Source organism: Aeromonas caviae (assembly GCF_000819785.1).
Taxonomy (GTDB): domain Bacteria; phylum Pseudomonadota; class Gammaproteobacteria; order Enterobacterales; family Aeromonadaceae; genus Aeromonas; species Aeromonas caviae.
Map to the genome: position 1 here is coordinate 17,798 of NZ_CDBK01000084.1, position 15,181 is coordinate 32,978.

The following is a 15,181-nucleotide window of genomic DNA, read 5'->3' on the forward strand; positions in this document are numbered from 1 at the left end:
TTATTTTTCCATCTTCAGCCAACAGGCAAGCACCCAATTTTTACCCTCAGGGGCAGCGTCAAGCTGGAAATAGCCCAGCAATGCGGCCAGATAACAGCCCTGTACACCCTTCTGGAGGGTAATGTTGCTGACCTTTTTGTATCCCTCTGAACGTTCAATTTCAGAGCTTAAAAATGCCATCACCTCTTCCGGGCGATAGGCACCGCATATCTCATCGAGCAGGTTATAGGGGGCATCTCGCAGGTACTTGAGCGGCGACTCCTTGAAGATGTATTGCTTTTCCAGCCGCAGCCCGCCCAGAACCAGTTCCAGCCCCACGGCAAATGCCAATAACCGTTGATAGCCAAAGCGATCGACATACATCAACAAGGCCAGCTTGAAGAGCTCTTGCAAGTAATAGGCATTGACACATACAACCCGGCGGTAAAACTCACGAAATGCCGTCAACTCCAGGTTGGCGCTCTCCTGATACAACAACGCATCGAGCAACGCCGCATATTTTTGTGCATAGAGGAAGAAACCCACGCCCTTGTGAATGGGCTGACGCAAGGTGAACGGCAAACTGGCTGCACTTCCCCCCACCTGAACAGGGGTCAGAGCCAATCGATAATCGTTGCTGCCCTGCAATTTGAGAGCGCTGGCAAACTGATTGTGGTACCCCGGATAGAGCGGCACCTCGTCGCTCTCAACCCCCCCGATACTTTGCTGCTGAAAAGTCTCCAGCAAACGATCATGATCTTCGCGCTCAATATACTTGTTGCCCCGCCAGTTACGGGCACGCCACAAAAATTGCTCAAACAGTTCGGGGGCATAATCCTGCCGCTTGCCAGCTTGTCGATAAGGGCCCGCCACTTGCACCGCCTCCCAACGCTGGGCACAGAGCTGTTGTAGCGATTCGGCATGCGGACCAGTAACTGCTCGCAAATGATAAGCCTTGAGCAAGTCGGTGGCATTCAGTGGTACACCACGATGGTTCTGGGTATCGAAAAAGGTAAACGCAAGATCTTCACGCTCTACCGTGATCACGGTAAAACGTAACTGCTCAAAGATAGAGGGGTCCAGCTCAATATTGCTTCGCTCAAGCATCAGTTGGCGCGCCTCGTGCAAGTTGCGCGCCGAAATGGGGGATCGATAATGAAACGCTAACCCCTCAGGTAGCGAACCACACAAGGTGTAATACAGCACCGCCAGCGTACTGAGCCGCTGCTGGCCATCGATCACAAATCTGACCTGCTTCTCATCATTACGATGCAGCAACACGGTGCCGAGATAGTAGGCCTGCTCCTTGCTAGAGCGTCTGAACTCGTGTAAATCACTCATCAGTTGATTTACCTTGATTGAGTCCCACACATAGGGTCGCTGATAGTGATCGAGTTGTAATGCGGCGCCCTTACTGCACAGCTCATTAAATCCCTGAACAGTAACATCAACAGGCTGTCCGCGTGTCATGCAACCACCTCCAGCGGCAGGCGGATACGGCCGGTCAGCAACTGCTGCATCATTCCCTGTTTCAAGGAACGGGCCTTGGCCAGCTTTTGCTCCAGCACAGTTAGTTCGCTATCCATATTGGAAAGAATGGTGGCGATGGTGGTTTGTTCGAGTAATGTGGGGATTACTATCATCGTTGCACGGATAATTCCGTTATATAGCCTTGATATGGTACTGCCCTCTGGTGAGGCCCACCGAATCAATTTATAAGCGTGATATAAATACTCATTACAAATCTTGCTTTTATCGATTTTCAACCAGACAATGTTTGAGTCTTGAAAGTATGCAGGATATCCATCATAAATAACAGTTTTACCCAAAGTACCTGCTGCAGATATCAATGTGTCTCCCTTTTCAGGAGATGAGTATTTATCTCTAAACTTCTTATATAAAGAAACAGAGATATATGCATCAGGCTCTCCACCAAAGGTCCCTATTTTATAGAAAGGTATCTCACCAACTTCCACTGTCTGACCAGAAAATATACGTTTACACATACAAACTTCAGAGATATCACCTAATGTTGTTGCATCCCAATCTTCAGGAATTTGTCCCAGCTCGCTGGTTTTATAACCTTTTGTGGTACCATCAGGGCGCAGGGCGAACTGCGGCAGGCGGGTACGACCGGTCAGCAGTTGCTGCATGGTGGCGGTCTTGATGGCTTGTTTCTTGACGATCAACTGCTCTAAGCCTGCAATCAGTTCATCAGTATCAGATAACACTCCGGCAATAGCTTTTTGCTCATTAAGTTCAGGAACGTAAAACTTCAACCCATTTATTTTCCCCAACGTCAGCCTTGTGATAGCGTTCCCTGACATCTCATCTTTTATAGTGGATTGGAATGTGGCTGACAATATTTGTTGGACAAAGAACTTAGGCTCATGATGTTTTTTATTTAGCCGTAAAAAAGCCACACTTGATAACAAGCTAAATGGCTCGTCGAGAGGATTTAAACATACATTGCCTGTATTGGCTCCATCCTTGGTTATGAGTATGTCATTTATTGTTACATCACACCGCCTGTATATTTTTTCATGCTGACACTTATCAATATAGTCAGCAGATTTCAGATCCAAAAAACCATTTCTTATGTTTTTAGATGTTATATAAAGGAACTCGCCCCCATTTACCTTGGGTGAAAAATGAGTTCCGTCCTGGATTTTTACAAATAGCTCTCGGCCATTTATCACTTTCCAGTCACTTGGAATCACCCCAATCTCAGTCAGCTTATACCCCGCCGGAATAATTTGCTTGGCGGCCATTTCACCCGCTTTATTCTGCTTCATCTGTTCCGCCATTATGCCCACTCCAGCCCCATGCTCTTAAGATGGGCAGCGACCTTAGCTTCCAGCTCGCTCACGTTTTTGGTGAGTTGTGGCAGGGAACTGCTATAACGCTCCTCCAGCTCCTTGACCCGGTTGGCAAGCTGCTGAGTAACCCGCTCAATCTCGGCTTCCAGCGCGCCGCGCAGGCTCGCCTGCCATTTCGCTCCCACCAGCAGAGTTTTAATCTCGCCATCTTGCAGTTTGGGGTAGTGGGCAAATACCGCTTTATCGAGGTCGTCGCAGGCCTCCTTGTGGGCCTTCTTGGCGCGGGTCTCGGCGTCGAACAATTGCTGCGCCAGCTTGAGCACAGCCAGTTCTTCTTTGTCGGTGGCGGCCTTGATACGCGCCTTGACGCTGGCGGCGGTCACCTTCTCCTTGTCGTTCATGGCATCGACCAGACCGCCCTCTTCCCCGCTCTGCTCCTCGATAAAGCTCTCCAGTGCCTGGCTCGCTTCATCCAGCGCGGCTTGCAGGGTATCGAGCTCTTTTTGCTCATGGGCAAAGAAGCGGGCCACCAGCAAGGCGGGCGGGATCAGTTCCGCCTTGTACTTGGCCTTGCCAATCACCAGATCCGGGCTCTCTTTGATCTTTTCGCCCTTGTCGGCAATCAGCTCGCGCAGGACACGGCCCGCAGGCCAGCCATCCTGTGAAAGCACATAGAGATCGTCTTGCAGTTGGTTCTGCCAGTAGTCCATCAGCAGCTGATAGATGGCGTAGGGGTCGAGCAGCTCACCGGTCGCCTCGGCAGCGGTGCGGTAGTGCTCCAGCAGCGCTTCACTCACCTCGTCGATCAGCGCCTTGGGCGAGTCGCCCTTGGCAAACTCACCGAACTGGCACTCGCTAAACCACTGGGCGAACGGCGCCAGCGCCGCTTGTTTGAAGCGGGCAAACTCCTCACAGGCCAGTATGGTGCCCTTGACCTTGGCGGCGGCTACCCGCGCCTCACTGTAACCGGGCCGCAGCGGGGCAAACAGGGTAGCCTTGAGAGTCGGGAATACCCGCCAGTAGGAGCCAAGCGCCGCGATATCGCGCTCTGGGATCCCCCCTTTCAGGTGACCAGCCAGATCGTGCAGATCTTCCCCTTCGCTGCCATCGATATAGCGCGGGATATTGAGGTTGTAGTCGTTGCGGGCGATCTCGCCAAGCGGTACCCAGCGGCTGTAACCCTCCAGGGTCAGGCCACGGGTGAAGGTGTCGACAATCTTGTGGATGTCCTGCTCGCGCAGCCGGTTCTTGTTGCCATCTTTGATAAAGCCTTTGCTGGCATCGATCATAAACAGCTCTTGCTCATTGCCTGCCAGAGCATTGAAGGCGCGGGTGTGGGCGCTCTCTTTGTCGATAACGATGATGCAGGCAGGAATACCGGTGCCGTAGAAGAGGTTGGCAGGCAGACCAATGATCCCCTTAATATAACCTTGTTTCAGCAGGTTCTCGCGGATTCGCGCCTCGGCATTGCCGCGAAACAGCACGCCGTGGGGCAGGATCACCGCACCCTTGCCGGTGCTCTTCAGGCTCTTGATGATGTGCAGCAAGAAGGCGTAATCGCCGTTTTTCTCTGGCGGCACGCCCCAGACAAAGCGGCCGAACTCGTCGTGCTCAGCATCGAGGCCACTGGTCCAGTTCTTGTTGGAAAAGGGCGGGTTGGCCACGGCGAAGTCAAAGGTTTTGAGCTGGTTGTTGCCCTCTTTCCATTGGGGCGCGGCCAGGGTGTTGCCCTTCCAGATTGCGGCAGTGGGATTGTCGTGCAGGATCATGTTCATCCGCGCCAGCGCACTGGTGGCGTTGTCCATCTCCTGCCCGTAAATAGTCAGCCCCTTGGGGCCGGCCTCGTCGCTCGCCTTGAGCAGTAAGGAGCCAGAACCACAGGTGGGGTCGTAGACGGTGGCATCTTGCGGGGTCTGACGGCTGATGCCAATCACCTTGGCCAGAATGCGCGACACCTCGGCTGGGGTGTAGAACTGCCCCTTGGACTTGCCCGACTCGGTGGCGAAGTGCCGCATCAGGTATTCGTAAGCATCACCCAGCAGGTCATCACCTTCGGTGCGGTTTGCCGACAGATCCAACCCCTCGAAGATGGCCACCAGCTTGGAGAGGCGGTCGATCATCTCCTTGCCCTTGCCGAGTTTGTCCTCGTCGTTGAAGTCGGCAATGGTGATCACCCCTTGCAGATCGTTGGCAGTCGCCAGCGCACTGATGATGGTGTTGATCCCCTCGCCTATCTCCTTGCTGCCCTTGAGCGCCACCATGTCGTCAAAACTCGCCCCGGCTGGTACCTCGATCATGGCGTACGGGTTGCCCTTGGCCTTGTCGGAGACGTATTTCACAAACAGCAGGGTCAGCACATAGTCCTTGTACTGGGAGGCATCCATCCCGCCGCGCAGCTCATCGCAGCCAGCCCAGAGGGAGGAGTAGAGTTCGTTCTTTTTGATTGCCATGGTGAATCCGGTCTTTGAAACGGTAAAGGTGGCGCTAAAACAGCGTGTTAATGCGGGTTAGTGTATCCAGTTGAGATTGGGCAGACTATGGCTTGCGCCTCAGAACCTTCGTCTGATGGTGCAGTTGCCTATAAAACCCTCACTCGGATTTAAAAACGGCGGGCGGCGTGCTGCCACCATCGCAACGCAGCGTGCCTAATGAGTCGCTGCGGCACAGGGTGCCATCGGAGGCGCGCAGGTTGCCGAGGCTGTCTTTTCGCCAGGTGACGTTCAAGCCGCTCTTGCTGTTGCTGGCGCGCACATTGCCCAGGCTATCTTGCCGATAGGTGGTGCCGTCACTGCTTCTGACATTGCCCAACGAGTCTTTACGCCAGCTGGTGCCAGAACCTGAATCCCTGACGGTGCCAAGGCTGTCGGTGCGCAGCGAACCATGGCGGCCATCCTGGCATTGATAGCGGGTGTGGCCGAGGCTGTCCTTGCGGTAGGTGCAATCGCCCGCGATTCCAAGTTGGGGGAACGCACCGAGCAAGAAAACGGCTAGCCAGGGCAACCGGGCAATTTACCAGGAGATGAAACTGACGCTCATCGCATGTCTCCTCTGGATGTGAGCTCGACTGACTATACCGAGCGGACTGTGCCGGTTCGATACTGGGGTTTTGCACATGTCGTGTTTTCAGGCGGATACAGTAGCAAACTGCCCACATCCCATCACAGCTCCCCTTTGTTGCCCAAACAGGCATTGTCGCAAGGCTTCTAAATTGCCCTTACCCGAGTGGGATGACACCAACTAATTTGTCAATTTCAGCCGATGCTGACCAAAGGTATTCTTATGCAACCAATTTCTTCCCGAGCACGAAGACATCAGCGCCGTCATCGAAAGATACGAGCACAAGCCCTTACTACCGGCCAAGGCTATCGCCCCAATATCATCTTCTTCACCGGGGCCGGCTTGTCAGCCGAGAGCGGAGTGCCCACGTTCAGAGGCAAGGAGGGTATTTGGCATCACGATGAAAACTGGCGCTATTCCCATGCGAGCAGCCTGGACACGGATCTGGCTGGTTTCCTGGCCTTTCACAACCAGCGGCGTCAAACCATGTTGGAAGCCTCCCCCTCGCAAGCCCACTATCTGATCGCCCAGCTACAGCCGAAATATCGTGTCGGGATCATCACCCAGAATATTGATGACTTACATGAGAGGGCCGGTAGCCATGGTGTTATTCATCTGCATGGTTCAATCCGGTTTTTGGTACCCAAGGGCTTTCGTAGTCCAAAATACCGGCAGCTGTGGTCCAAGGATGTAAAGATGGGCGAGTGCTGCCCATGTACCCGCTCACAGTTGCGCCCTGATATCGTGCTGTTTGGTGAGACGGTTTATGAGTATCAACACGCTCGTCGCTGGCTCTGCGAGGCCGATATTGTGATAATTATCGGCACCAGTTTGCTGGTTGAACCTGCATTCTCTTTGCTGCAAAACATCAACCCAGGCGCATCTGTCTATTACATCGATCCCGACCCCGGGTTGTCATCCCGGCTGCCGTTTCCCGGTGAGCAGATTGTTGATGGGGCTAATCGCGGTGTTGTTCGCCTATTGCAGAAAATATGTCATGACTGATGAGCCTGTAGTGACCAAGAGGAAGCAACATGAAATTGTATCGGGACGATTAGAGAGAAACACCGGCAGGGTGCGTTCGCGTATTCTGGCCAGACGAAACGATTGCATGGCTAAAAACAGGAGCAGTGACAGAAATTAGACTCGACCATGACCTAGGTGATGATAATAGAGGGACAGGCTACGACGTTATTCTTTGGATAGAAAAAGAGGTAATGACCAATCCCTTCATACCGCCCCTTATTCGTGTTCACTCAGCGAATGTCTCCGCACGAAGAAAAATGGAATTGGGTATTATGGCTATTAATGATTTTCTGGCTAAGCCATCACGGATCGCCCCAGATGATACAAATTGTGTTCGCTGACTCAGTGACATGAGGGAGGGCCAATTGAATAAAGCAGTAGGGGTGCATGTTAAGCTGCGGTGGATTCAACTCTGAAGCAAAACCCTATCCTAAAGGCAACCAAGGAGACAGAACGAGCACCTCCGCCATTGAAATTTACATATCATGACCATGAGCCATATTGATACACGACCATTTTCATTGCTTTTATAATATACAAAAACAGTTTTAAAGTTCATTTTTATAGTATGAGCATGGCGACTTGTTTTTCTATATCATAAAAGCAAGCCATCTAAAAACGGAGCAAATTGACACATACGCCAATGGTGTTTTAACCTCCTAAAAAACAGGAGGCCATATGAACAACAACGAACCTAAACTAATAAAAACCAAAGCGCTTTTAAAACAGCTTGGCATTTCCAGATCAACACTGTACAGGTGGATTAAAGAACACAAGTTCCCACCGCCACACAATAAAGGCTTTTATTCTACCGCAGAGGTCAGCAGTTGGATATCAAGGGAAAATCGCTCATCTTAGATGATGAATTACACCGCTATTTAATGACTCCATTATATTTACATTTCCTGAAAGGATGTCACAGCCTCCATTAATTTTGTATCCCATAACTCATATGCCTCACGCTGTTCATCTATCCAATCATGTAGATTGTAAATAGCCATGACACCCGCCATCCTGTGGCCAAGCATTTTTTCTGTGACTTGTGGTAGAACTCGTTCTTCCGATAAACGAGTACTGAGTGTCCGACGCATGTCATGCATACGCCAATACGGCAGCTCCAGTTTATCTCGCACCCGCTCTGCTAGCTGGATAAGAGATGCACTACTTAATGACATCTTTGGATTCACCGGCGAGCGACATACTGGCCCCCCCTTTAGCCGAGATTTCGCCGCCGCTTCTTGCAGCAACATCATCACCCTGGTAGGAATAGGCCGACGTATTGGTGAGCCGCTTTTGGCACGAGCAGCGGGAACCGTCCAAATTTGCTCCTCCAGATTAAACTCACTCCACTGCGCCCCCAATGCCTCGCCACTGCGACAGCCCAGCAGGATCACCAGTTTGGCGGCCAATTTTAATCCGCGGCTGGCCCTGCTCTGTTCAAATGCAATCCAAATCTGAGCGAGTTCACGCATGGTCAGCACACGAGTACCTCTTTCAGGTTGAGATCCAACATCTTCGGTGCGTAATTGCAACACCGGGGAGCCGCCAATGAGATTTCTCCGAATACAAAAACTAAGAATGGACTTTAATCTGCGTAATAAATGACCGGCATTTTTGGGCTTTTTCTTGCCAATTTTATCAAACCACTCCAGCCAGCTGGAAAACGGGATCTGCTCAACCGGAATACCAATAAACAGAGGTTCGAAATAGCGCTGCATGGTATGCTCATAGAGCATGACCGTACGAGGCCGCAGCTTGGGCAGATGATGCTCACGAAAATGCTCGCAGCACTGTTTCAGTGTGACATCATGCTTCTGGTGGAGCTTATCCCAGAAAACTCTAGGGTGTTCATTACGCTCCAGCGCACCACGGATAGCAGGGATCAATGCCCTGGCATCAGCGAGTTTAAGGTCGGGATAGCGTCCAATTTTGAGTCTCGCCGCTTTTCCTTGCCAGCGATAGCGATATTGCCATGAGATGGTGCCACGCTCGGTGACCCGAGCTGACAATCCATCACGATCTGACAATTCCGTCTTACCAAAGTAGGGCTTACCATACAGGGCACGTAGCTTCGCATCAGTAAGTGGCATATGACTCTCCTGTGATTGGCCATCTGATTTTTCACTGACACATTAACGCGCCCTGACGTGTACACAGATACGTACCAAACTGGTCTGAAACGGACTGAATCAAGATCAGACAAAGTGAGACAATCTGAGATGACACTCCGTATAACGACTTGTTTTTCAAGCATATAAACACAATTCAGAACCACGAAATGAGCCAGCAGACAAAGCCTACCTTCTATTTCCACGACTACGAGACCTTCGGCATCAGTCCGGCCAAAGACAGGCCGTCGCAGTTTGCGGGCATTCGCACCGACGCGGATTTCAACGTCATCGGCGAGCCGCTGGTGATTTACTGCAAGCCGCCGGCGGATTACCTGCCGGAGCCGGAAGCCTGCCTCATCACCGGCATCACGCCGCAAAAGGCGATGAAGGACGGCCTGTGCGAGGCGGACTTCATCCGCCAGATCCACGCAGAGTTCGCCACCCCGGGCACCTGCGTGCTCGGCTACAACAGCATCCGCTTCGATGACGAGGTGACCCGCTACACCCTCTATCGCAACTTCTACGACCCCTATGCCTACGCCTGGCAGAACGGCAACTCCCGCTGGGACATCCTCGACATGCTGCGGGCCTGCTACGCCCTGCGCCCGCAGGGGATAGAGTGGGCCTTCGATGAAGAGGGCAAGCCGAGCTTCAGGCTGGAGAAGCTCACCGTGGCCAATGGCGTGGCCCACGCCAACGCCCACGATGCGCTCTCGGATGTGCTGGCCACCATCGAGATGGCCAGGCTGGTGAAAAAGGCTCAGCCCAAGCTCTTCGAGTACCTCTTTGATCTTCGCAACAAGAACAAGGTGAAGGCCCTCATCGACGTGGTGACCATGAAACCCCTGGTGCACGTCTCCGGCATGTTCTCCCCCTGGCAGGGGTGTGCGAGCTGGGTGTCGCCGCTCGCCTGGCACCCCAGCAACCAGAACGCGGTGATCATGGTGGATCTGACCCGCGACCCCACCCCGCTCATCGAGCTCACCAGCGAGGAGATCCGCGAGCGCCTCTACACCAAAAAAGAGGAGCTGGGGGATCTGGCCGGCATTCCGGTCAAACTGGTGCACATCAACAAGTGCCCGGTGCTGGCCCCGGCCGCCACCCTGACGCCGGAGCGGGCAGACGAACTGGGCATCAATCGGGCTCAGTGCCGCAAGAGCCTGGATCTGCTGCGGGCCCACCCCGAGGTGCGGGAAAAACTGGTGGAGGTATTCAACCAGGAGTTTGCCGGCAGCACCGACGGCGACCCCGACACCCAGCTCTACGCCGGCTTCTTCGGCCACGGCGACAAGTCCACCATGGATCTGGTGCGCGCCACCCCGGCGGATCTGCTGGGGGAGCGGGAGTTTGCCTTCACGGATCCCCGTCTGCCCGAGATGCTGTTTCGTTACCGCGCCCGCAACTGGCCCCACACCTTGAGCGAAGCGGAGCAGAAGCGCTGGCGCCTGCACTGCAGCGACTACTTCAGCCGCCGCCTGCCGGATTATGTGCCGCGCCTGGAAGCCCTGGCGGAACAGAACCAGGGGAACGAACGGAACTTTGCGATTCTAAAGAGTCTCTATCACTACCTTGAAAATCTGTGAGATGTGAGCCGTTTCACAGTTAAAAACCGATGCGTTTCCACGGCTCGCGACATAATGGGCAGGGAGCCCAAGCTCCTGATAGTGTGAATATTTAGATGCGCTGACGGCATGGATGCCGTGCTTTCGACTGTTGGGGAACTCTCGTTTTATGCGTTCAGCTCTGCCTGCTTTGACACTCGTCGCCTGTGCCCTGCTGCCCCAGGCCGCCCTCGCTGGCGCCCGGTTCGAGGTGCCAGACTACCTCTTGCGCCTGCCGGAGCAGACCTACCGGCTCATCGAGCACAACTTCAGCACCCTCTACCAGCAGACCGACTTCACCCCGCAAATCACCAACAGCTATTTCAACCACTCGGATCTCTACCGCTTCGCCGGCATTCCCCTGGCCATCACGCCGCAAAACGGCTTCCAGATGGAGGTGTTCGGCCAGCTCTACAACAAGTCGTCCCAGATCTATGCCCAGATGAGCCAGGATCTCTCCCTCTATCGCACCCTGCGGGTGGACATGATGGGGGATCAGAGCGACGAGATCGCCATCGGCATGGGGCTCGGCATCCCCCTGACAACTCGCCTCACCGTCAAGGCGCTCGCCTCCAGCAACGAGATCCCGGGCTATGGCTCCGCCAATTACGCCATCGGGATGGAGTGGCACTTCTAGAGACCATTTCGCCACGTAAAAAAGGCTCCCGAGGGAGCCTTTTTACAGTGCAACGCCATCAGGGGTAGCGGATCACCGCCCCCTGCCCCCCTTGCAGCACCAGGGTGCTCCCCAGGGGCGTCTCGTCCCAGAAGTCCGTGCCCCCCGGCGTCAACGGGAACTCGCAGGGGTGCTCCCCCCAGTTGAACAGGCAGAGCAGCTCGCCGCCCCCGGGCAGCGCCACCCGCCCGCGCTCGAATGCCATCCCCTCGAAGCGGGCCGCCGGGGTGCGCGCGGCGCACAGGGCGAGCAGCTTGCCAAGGCGCGCCCCTTGCGCCTCGTCCAGATCCTGCAATCTGTCCCCCGCCAGCACCATGCCACCGCTCGCCACCAGGGCGGCCAGGTGGAAGTCGTACTCGGCGCGGCTCCCGTGCTGGCCCGGAATATCCCGCAGGCAGACGCAATCGGGGTCCAGCACCCAGAGCCGCTCGTGCTGCCAGGCGCGGCAGAAGGCTTCTCGCGCTATCTGGCGAAAACGGGGGCCCTGGCGCTCCACGTCATCGCTCACCCGCATGCCGTGCACCAGGCCGAGGCTCGGCCACAGCGGCGCATTGCAGCCGAGCAGGAAGGCCCCCTCCCCGGCGCCGCGCAGGATGGCGGCCATGCCGCGCCGATAGGCCTCCACCCTAGTGGCGGCGGGGTCGTGGAAGCGACCACCGTGGATGGCCCCCCAGAAGTTGGCATCGAGCTTGAAGTAGTGAATGCCCCACTGGGTACGCAGGGTGCGAAATACCTGCTCCAGGTGGGCCTGCACCTCGGGGTGGGTGCCATCCAGCACGTACCAGGGGGTGCAGCGCCAGCCCCCGTAGGTGACCCGCTCCGAGGGGAGCGGCAGGCCATCCTCCCCTTTCACGAACCAGTCAGGGTGCTGCTGGAACACTCGGGAGCCGGGCTCGGCGATAAAGGGGGCGACCCAGAGCGCAGGCTCGCAACCGGCGGCGCGGATCTCCCCTGCCAGGGCCGCCACCCCCTCCTCGAACTTGGCGGAGGGGGTGAGCCAGTCCCCCATCTTCCCCTGATAGCCGTCATCTATCTGCACGTAGCGCAGGGCCGGAAAACGCTCGGCCCGCACCGCCAGGTTCTCGCGAATGTCCGCCGCGCTCACGTTCGCGTAGTAGTGATACCAGGAGCACCAGCCGCTCGGGCGCGTGGGCACCTCCCCCACCAGGGAGCCGTGCTCGGCGGCGATATGCTGCGCCAGCGTCGCGAGCAGGGCCTCCCTGTCCGGCCCCTCCAGGCAGATCAGCGCCTCGCTCTGCCAGTGCGCACCCGGCGCCAGGGTGCGCCCTTCGGTGTTCATCACGATCTCGAGGCGCCCGTCGGGATGGAGGCGAAACTCCCCGCCAAAGCGCTGGCAGCTCGCAAAGGCCAGCAGCAGCCAGCCCCCCTCCTGCGCCACCAGAAGCAGGTTGTGCACCGTGTGGTAGCCATGGTCGGCGGTGATGCGATAGACAGACGCATCGGGGCAGCGGCCCAGGTGCTCGGGGGCGTTCCAGCGTCCCCCGGTCTGGGCCAGCATCTGGAATCCCTCCCCGTAGATGGCCGCGTCGGGCGCAAGTCCGAGATCCCCCTCAAACAGCCGCCAGTGGTGGACGGCCTCGGACTGCTTCCCGGTGTTGTCGAGCCTCACCCGGCAAAGCGGCCCCTCCCACTGGCGGGTTTGCAGCAGGGTGTCAGGGAGGGCGGGATCGCCGGGCAGTTGGCGCAACCGGGCCAGGAGAGAGGGGGTCGACATGGGAACTCCTTCTTGTGAATGGGGTTGAAGCCGGACCATTGTATCCCCTGCGGGCCAGTTGACCCTGTTCCCTCCCCCCCGTGCCTGTTAAACTGCGACCTCGCTCACACTTGCCAAGATGAGGCCCCCGTGCTGCTGCAACGCACCCTGCGCTACCTTCGTGATTTTCTGGTCATCATCGCCTGTCTGCTGGCAGGCAAGGCCGTGGCGGCCATCCTGCCCTTCGCCTTCCCCGGCAGCATCATCGGCATGCTGCTGCTGTTCGTGCTGCTCTCCTTGCAGATCGTCCGCTTCTCCTGGGTCGAGCTGGGGGGCGGCCTGCTGCTGCGCCACATGGGGGTGCTGTTCGTGCCGGTGGCGGTGGGCCTGGTGGCCTGGCTCGAGCCCCTGCGCCAATCCTTCGGTCTCATCATGCTCTGCGTCGTGCTCGGCATCGTGCTCATCCTGGGCGCGGTCGGCCACCTCTATCAAAGGATGAACAAGCCATGATCCTCTGGTTCGCCCTGCCCCTCACCCTGGCCCTCTATTTCATGACCCGGGCCCTCTACCGCCGCCTGCCCTGGCCCGTCATCAATCCGGTGCTGATCCCCACCGCCGTCATCATCGGCCTGCTGCTCTGGCTCGATCTGCCCCTGGATCAGTACCAGCAGGGGGCATCGCCCCTGACCGCCCTGCTGGAACCCGCCGTGGTGGCCCTGGCCCTGCCGCTTTACCAGCAGGCGCGCCAGATCCGCGACAAGCTCACACCCATCCTGGCCTGCACCCTCACCGCGGTGCTCATCTCGGTCTGCACCACCTTGGGGATTGGCCACCTGATGGGGGCGGATCCGGCGCTGCTCGCCTCCATCGCCACCAAGTCCATCACCACGCCGCTCGCCATGAGCGTCAGCCAGTCCCTCGGCGGCATTCCCGCCATCGCCGCCGCCGTGGTGGTGGTGGTGGGGATCCTGGGGGCCCTGGCGGGCTACCCCCTGCTCAAGCTGATGCGGGTCACCGATCCCGAGGCCCAGGGGCTCGCCATGGGTGCCTGCGCCCACGCCATCGGCACCGCCGCCTCCGCCGAGCAGGGGGTGACCCAGGGCGCCTTCTCGTCGCTGGCCATGGTGGTGTGCGGTGTGCTGACCGCGGCCATCGCCCCCCTGCTGTTCGCCCTCTACCACTGGCTGGCCTGATCCCCGCTGCCATGGCCGCCCCTGCGGCCATGGCCTCTGTGCCCTTTCACCGTATCCATCCGATACCCTCGCCTCCCTGATGCCGGGAGCTGGCGCACAGATTGCGAAAGACAAACGTTTCCTTTACCATCCCCGCCCCTTTGCCCATCAAGGCGTGAGCGCGCTCACACAATTCGCCGCGCTTGCTCCCTACAATGGCCCCCCAATTGGCCTTTGAGGACACAGTATGCATCCCCGCTTTGCCAAGCCATTCGAGACCCTTTCCGCCCCGCTCCAGGCCGCCCTGCTGCCCATGCTGGGGGACGATTTCCAGGCCCGTTTCACCCCGGACCAGGTCGCGACCCTGAAAGCCGCCACCGGGCTGGATGACAGGGCCCTGCGTCTGGCCTTGCTGCCGCTGGCGGCCGCCTGCTCGGTGGCCCCCATCTCCAGGTTCTTCGTCGGCGCCATCGCCTGCGGCCTGAGCGGCACCTGGTACTTTGGCGCCAACATGGAGTTCGCGGGCCAGGGGCTGTTCCACTCGGTCCATGCCGAGCAGTCCGCCATCTCCAACGCCTGGCTGGGTGGCGAGACCGGGATCTCCGAGATCACCGTGAACTACACCCCCTGCGGCCACTGCCGCCAGTTCATGAACGAGCTGAGCACCGCCAAGACCCTGAAGGTCTCCCTGCCGGACGATCTCAGCGAGCTGCAATCCTTCCTGCCCCACTCCTTCGGCCCCGCCGATCTCGAGATCACCGATGCCCTGATGAGCCCCCAGGCTCACGACGAGCTGGTGCTCGAGAGCGACGACCCCCTATGGCAGGCTGCGCTCGCCGCCGCCCGCCAGAGCTATGCCCCCTACAGCCAGGGCTATGCCGCGGTGGCGCTGCAGTTCGAGGACGGGCGCATCTTCTGCGGCCGCTATGCCGAGAACGCCGCCTTCAACCCGAGCCTGCCGCCGATGCAGATGGCCTGCGCCCACGCGGTGCTGGGTGGCGAGGATCTCGCCACCGTGCGCCGCGT

The 15,181-nt window shown here is 57.4% G+C and carries 13 protein-coding genes and 1 pseudogene; 8 read left to right on the forward strand and 6 right to left on the reverse strand.

The features are described from left to right. From BN1120_RS13630 to BN1120_RS13645, 4 genes are all read right to left on the reverse strand, one after another. Positions 1-1,449 carry a DUF262 domain-containing protein gene (locus tag BN1120_RS13630; protein WP_042016506.1) on the reverse strand — a complete coding sequence of 483 codons (1,449 nt, stop codon included), beginning with the start codon at positions 1,447-1,449 and terminating at the stop codon, positions 1-3. Further along, on the reverse strand, positions 1,446-2,786 hold the full coding sequence (locus BN1120_RS13635) for a restriction endonuclease subunit S (protein ID WP_052455412.1): 1,341 nt from the start codon (positions 2,784-2,786) through the stop codon (positions 1,446-1,448). The genes BN1120_RS13630 and BN1120_RS13635 overlap by 4 nt, the downstream gene beginning before the upstream one ends. Beyond that, a complete protein-coding gene (locus tag BN1120_RS13640) occupies positions 2,786-5,248 on the reverse strand; it encodes an HsdM family class I SAM-dependent methyltransferase (RefSeq protein ID WP_042016507.1) in 2,463 nt (820 codons plus the stop codon). Before BN1120_RS13640 ends, BN1120_RS13635 begins: the two co-directional genes overlap by 1 nt. A gap of 139 nt (positions 5,249-5,387) precedes the next feature. Continuing rightward, on the reverse strand, positions 5,388-5,798 hold the full coding sequence (locus BN1120_RS13645) for a hypothetical protein (RefSeq protein ID WP_052455413.1): 411 nt from the start codon (positions 5,796-5,798) through the stop codon (positions 5,388-5,390). A gap of 279 nt (positions 5,799-6,077) precedes the next feature. Here BN1120_RS13645 and BN1120_RS13650 point away from each other — a divergent pair, with 279 nt between their 5' ends. The 3 genes and pseudogenes from BN1120_RS13650 to BN1120_RS21975 all read left to right on the forward strand — a co-directional run bounded on the left by BN1120_RS13650 (position 6,078) and on the right by BN1120_RS21975 (position 7,739). Beyond that, positions 6,078-6,860, forward strand: coding sequence for an SIR2 family NAD-dependent protein deacylase (locus BN1120_RS13650; RefSeq protein ID WP_042016509.1), 783 nt, complete (start codon positions 6,078-6,080; stop codon positions 6,858-6,860). A 65-nt stretch (positions 6,861-6,925) separates the two neighbouring features. Next, positions 6,926-7,222, forward strand: a pseudogene (locus BN1120_RS21970) (cyclic-phosphate processing receiver domain-containing protein); the annotation flags it as partial. A 337-nt stretch (positions 7,223-7,559) separates the two neighbouring features. Beyond that, positions 7,560-7,739 carry a helix-turn-helix transcriptional regulator gene (locus tag BN1120_RS21975; protein WP_080768032.1) on the forward strand — a complete coding sequence of 60 codons (180 nt, stop codon included), beginning with the start codon at positions 7,560-7,562 and terminating at the stop codon, positions 7,737-7,739. Between the two features lie 38 nt (positions 7,740-7,777). Here the strand turns inward: BN1120_RS21975 and BN1120_RS13655 are convergent, their stop codons facing one another. Then, positions 7,778-8,971 (reverse strand): tyrosine-type recombinase/integrase, encoded by a 1,194-nt coding sequence (locus BN1120_RS13655; protein WP_042016510.1) that lies wholly within the window; start codon positions 8,969-8,971, stop codon positions 7,778-7,780. 188 nt (positions 8,972-9,159) lie between these two features. Between BN1120_RS13655 and sbcB the strand changes: the two genes are divergently transcribed. Beyond that, positions 9,160-10,575, forward strand: coding sequence for an exodeoxyribonuclease I (gene sbcB, locus BN1120_RS13660; protein ID WP_042016511.1), 1,416 nt, complete (start codon positions 9,160-9,162; stop codon positions 10,573-10,575). A gap of 148 nt (positions 10,576-10,723) precedes the next feature. Continuing rightward, complete coding sequence (locus BN1120_RS13665; protein WP_010674463.1) at positions 10,724-11,230, forward strand: hypothetical protein; 507 nt, start codon at positions 10,724-10,726, stop codon at positions 11,228-11,230. A 58-nt stretch (positions 11,231-11,288) separates the two neighbouring features. On the opposite strand, the gene BN1120_RS13670 is transcribed toward BN1120_RS13665, so the two are convergent. Further along, positions 11,289-13,004: a glycoside hydrolase family 36 protein gene (locus tag BN1120_RS13670; RefSeq protein ID WP_042016512.1), complete on the reverse strand. Its 1,716-nt coding sequence runs from the start codon at positions 13,002-13,004 to the stop codon at positions 11,289-11,291. Between the two features lie 129 nt (positions 13,005-13,133). On the opposite strand from BN1120_RS13670, the gene BN1120_RS13675 reads away from it, so the two are divergent. The 3 genes from BN1120_RS13675 to cdd form a co-directional block, all read left to right on the forward strand. Continuing rightward, positions 13,134-13,493 (forward strand): CidA/LrgA family protein, encoded by a 360-nt coding sequence (locus tag BN1120_RS13675; RefSeq protein WP_010674461.1) that lies wholly within the window; start codon positions 13,134-13,136, stop codon positions 13,491-13,493. Continuing rightward, positions 13,490-14,176 (forward strand): LrgB family protein, encoded by a 687-nt coding sequence (locus BN1120_RS13680; RefSeq protein ID WP_042016513.1) that lies wholly within the window; start codon positions 13,490-13,492, stop codon positions 14,174-14,176. Before BN1120_RS13675 ends, BN1120_RS13680 begins: the two co-directional genes overlap by 4 nt. 226 nt (positions 14,177-14,402) lie before the next feature. Next, the coding region (gene cdd / locus BN1120_RS13685; RefSeq protein WP_042016514.1) for a cytidine deaminase at positions 14,403-15,181 on the forward strand (779 nt) is incomplete at its 3' end.

Bases quoted from the DNA above. Each gene is read 5' to 3' on its own strand.
- BN1120_RS13630 (WP_042016506.1), bottom strand. From the start codon at position 1,449: ATGACACGCGGACAGCCTGTTGATGTTACTGTTCAGGGATTTAATGAG.
- BN1120_RS21975 (WP_080768032.1), top strand. From the start codon at position 7,560: ATGAACAACAACGAACCTAAACTAATAAAAACCAAAGCGCTTTTAAAA.
- BN1120_RS13670 (WP_042016512.1), bottom strand. From the start codon at position 13,004: ATGTCGACCCCCTCTCTCCTGGCCCGGTTGCGCCAACTGCCCGGCGAT.
- BN1120_RS13680 (WP_042016513.1), top strand. From the start codon at position 13,490: ATGATCCTCTGGTTCGCCCTGCCCCTCACCCTGGCCCTCTATTTCATG.
- BN1120_RS13650 (WP_042016509.1), top strand. From the start codon at position 6,078: ATGCAACCAATTTCTTCCCGAGCACGAAGACATCAGCGCCGTCATCGA.
- BN1120_RS13655 (WP_042016510.1), bottom strand. From the start codon at position 8,971: ATGCCACTTACTGATGCGAAGCTACGTGCCCTGTATGGTAAGCCCTAC.
- sbcB (WP_042016511.1), top strand. From the start codon at position 9,160: ATGAGCCAGCAGACAAAGCCTACCTTCTATTTCCACGACTACGAGACC.
- BN1120_RS13635 (WP_052455412.1), bottom strand. From the start codon at position 2,786: ATGGCGGAACAGATGAAGCAGAATAAAGCGGGTGAAATGGCCGCCAAG.
- BN1120_RS13665 (WP_010674463.1), top strand. From the start codon at position 10,724: ATGCGTTCAGCTCTGCCTGCTTTGACACTCGTCGCCTGTGCCCTGCTG.
- BN1120_RS13640 (WP_042016507.1), bottom strand. From the start codon at position 5,248: ATGGCAATCAAAAAGAACGAACTCTACTCCTCCCTCTGGGCTGGCTGC.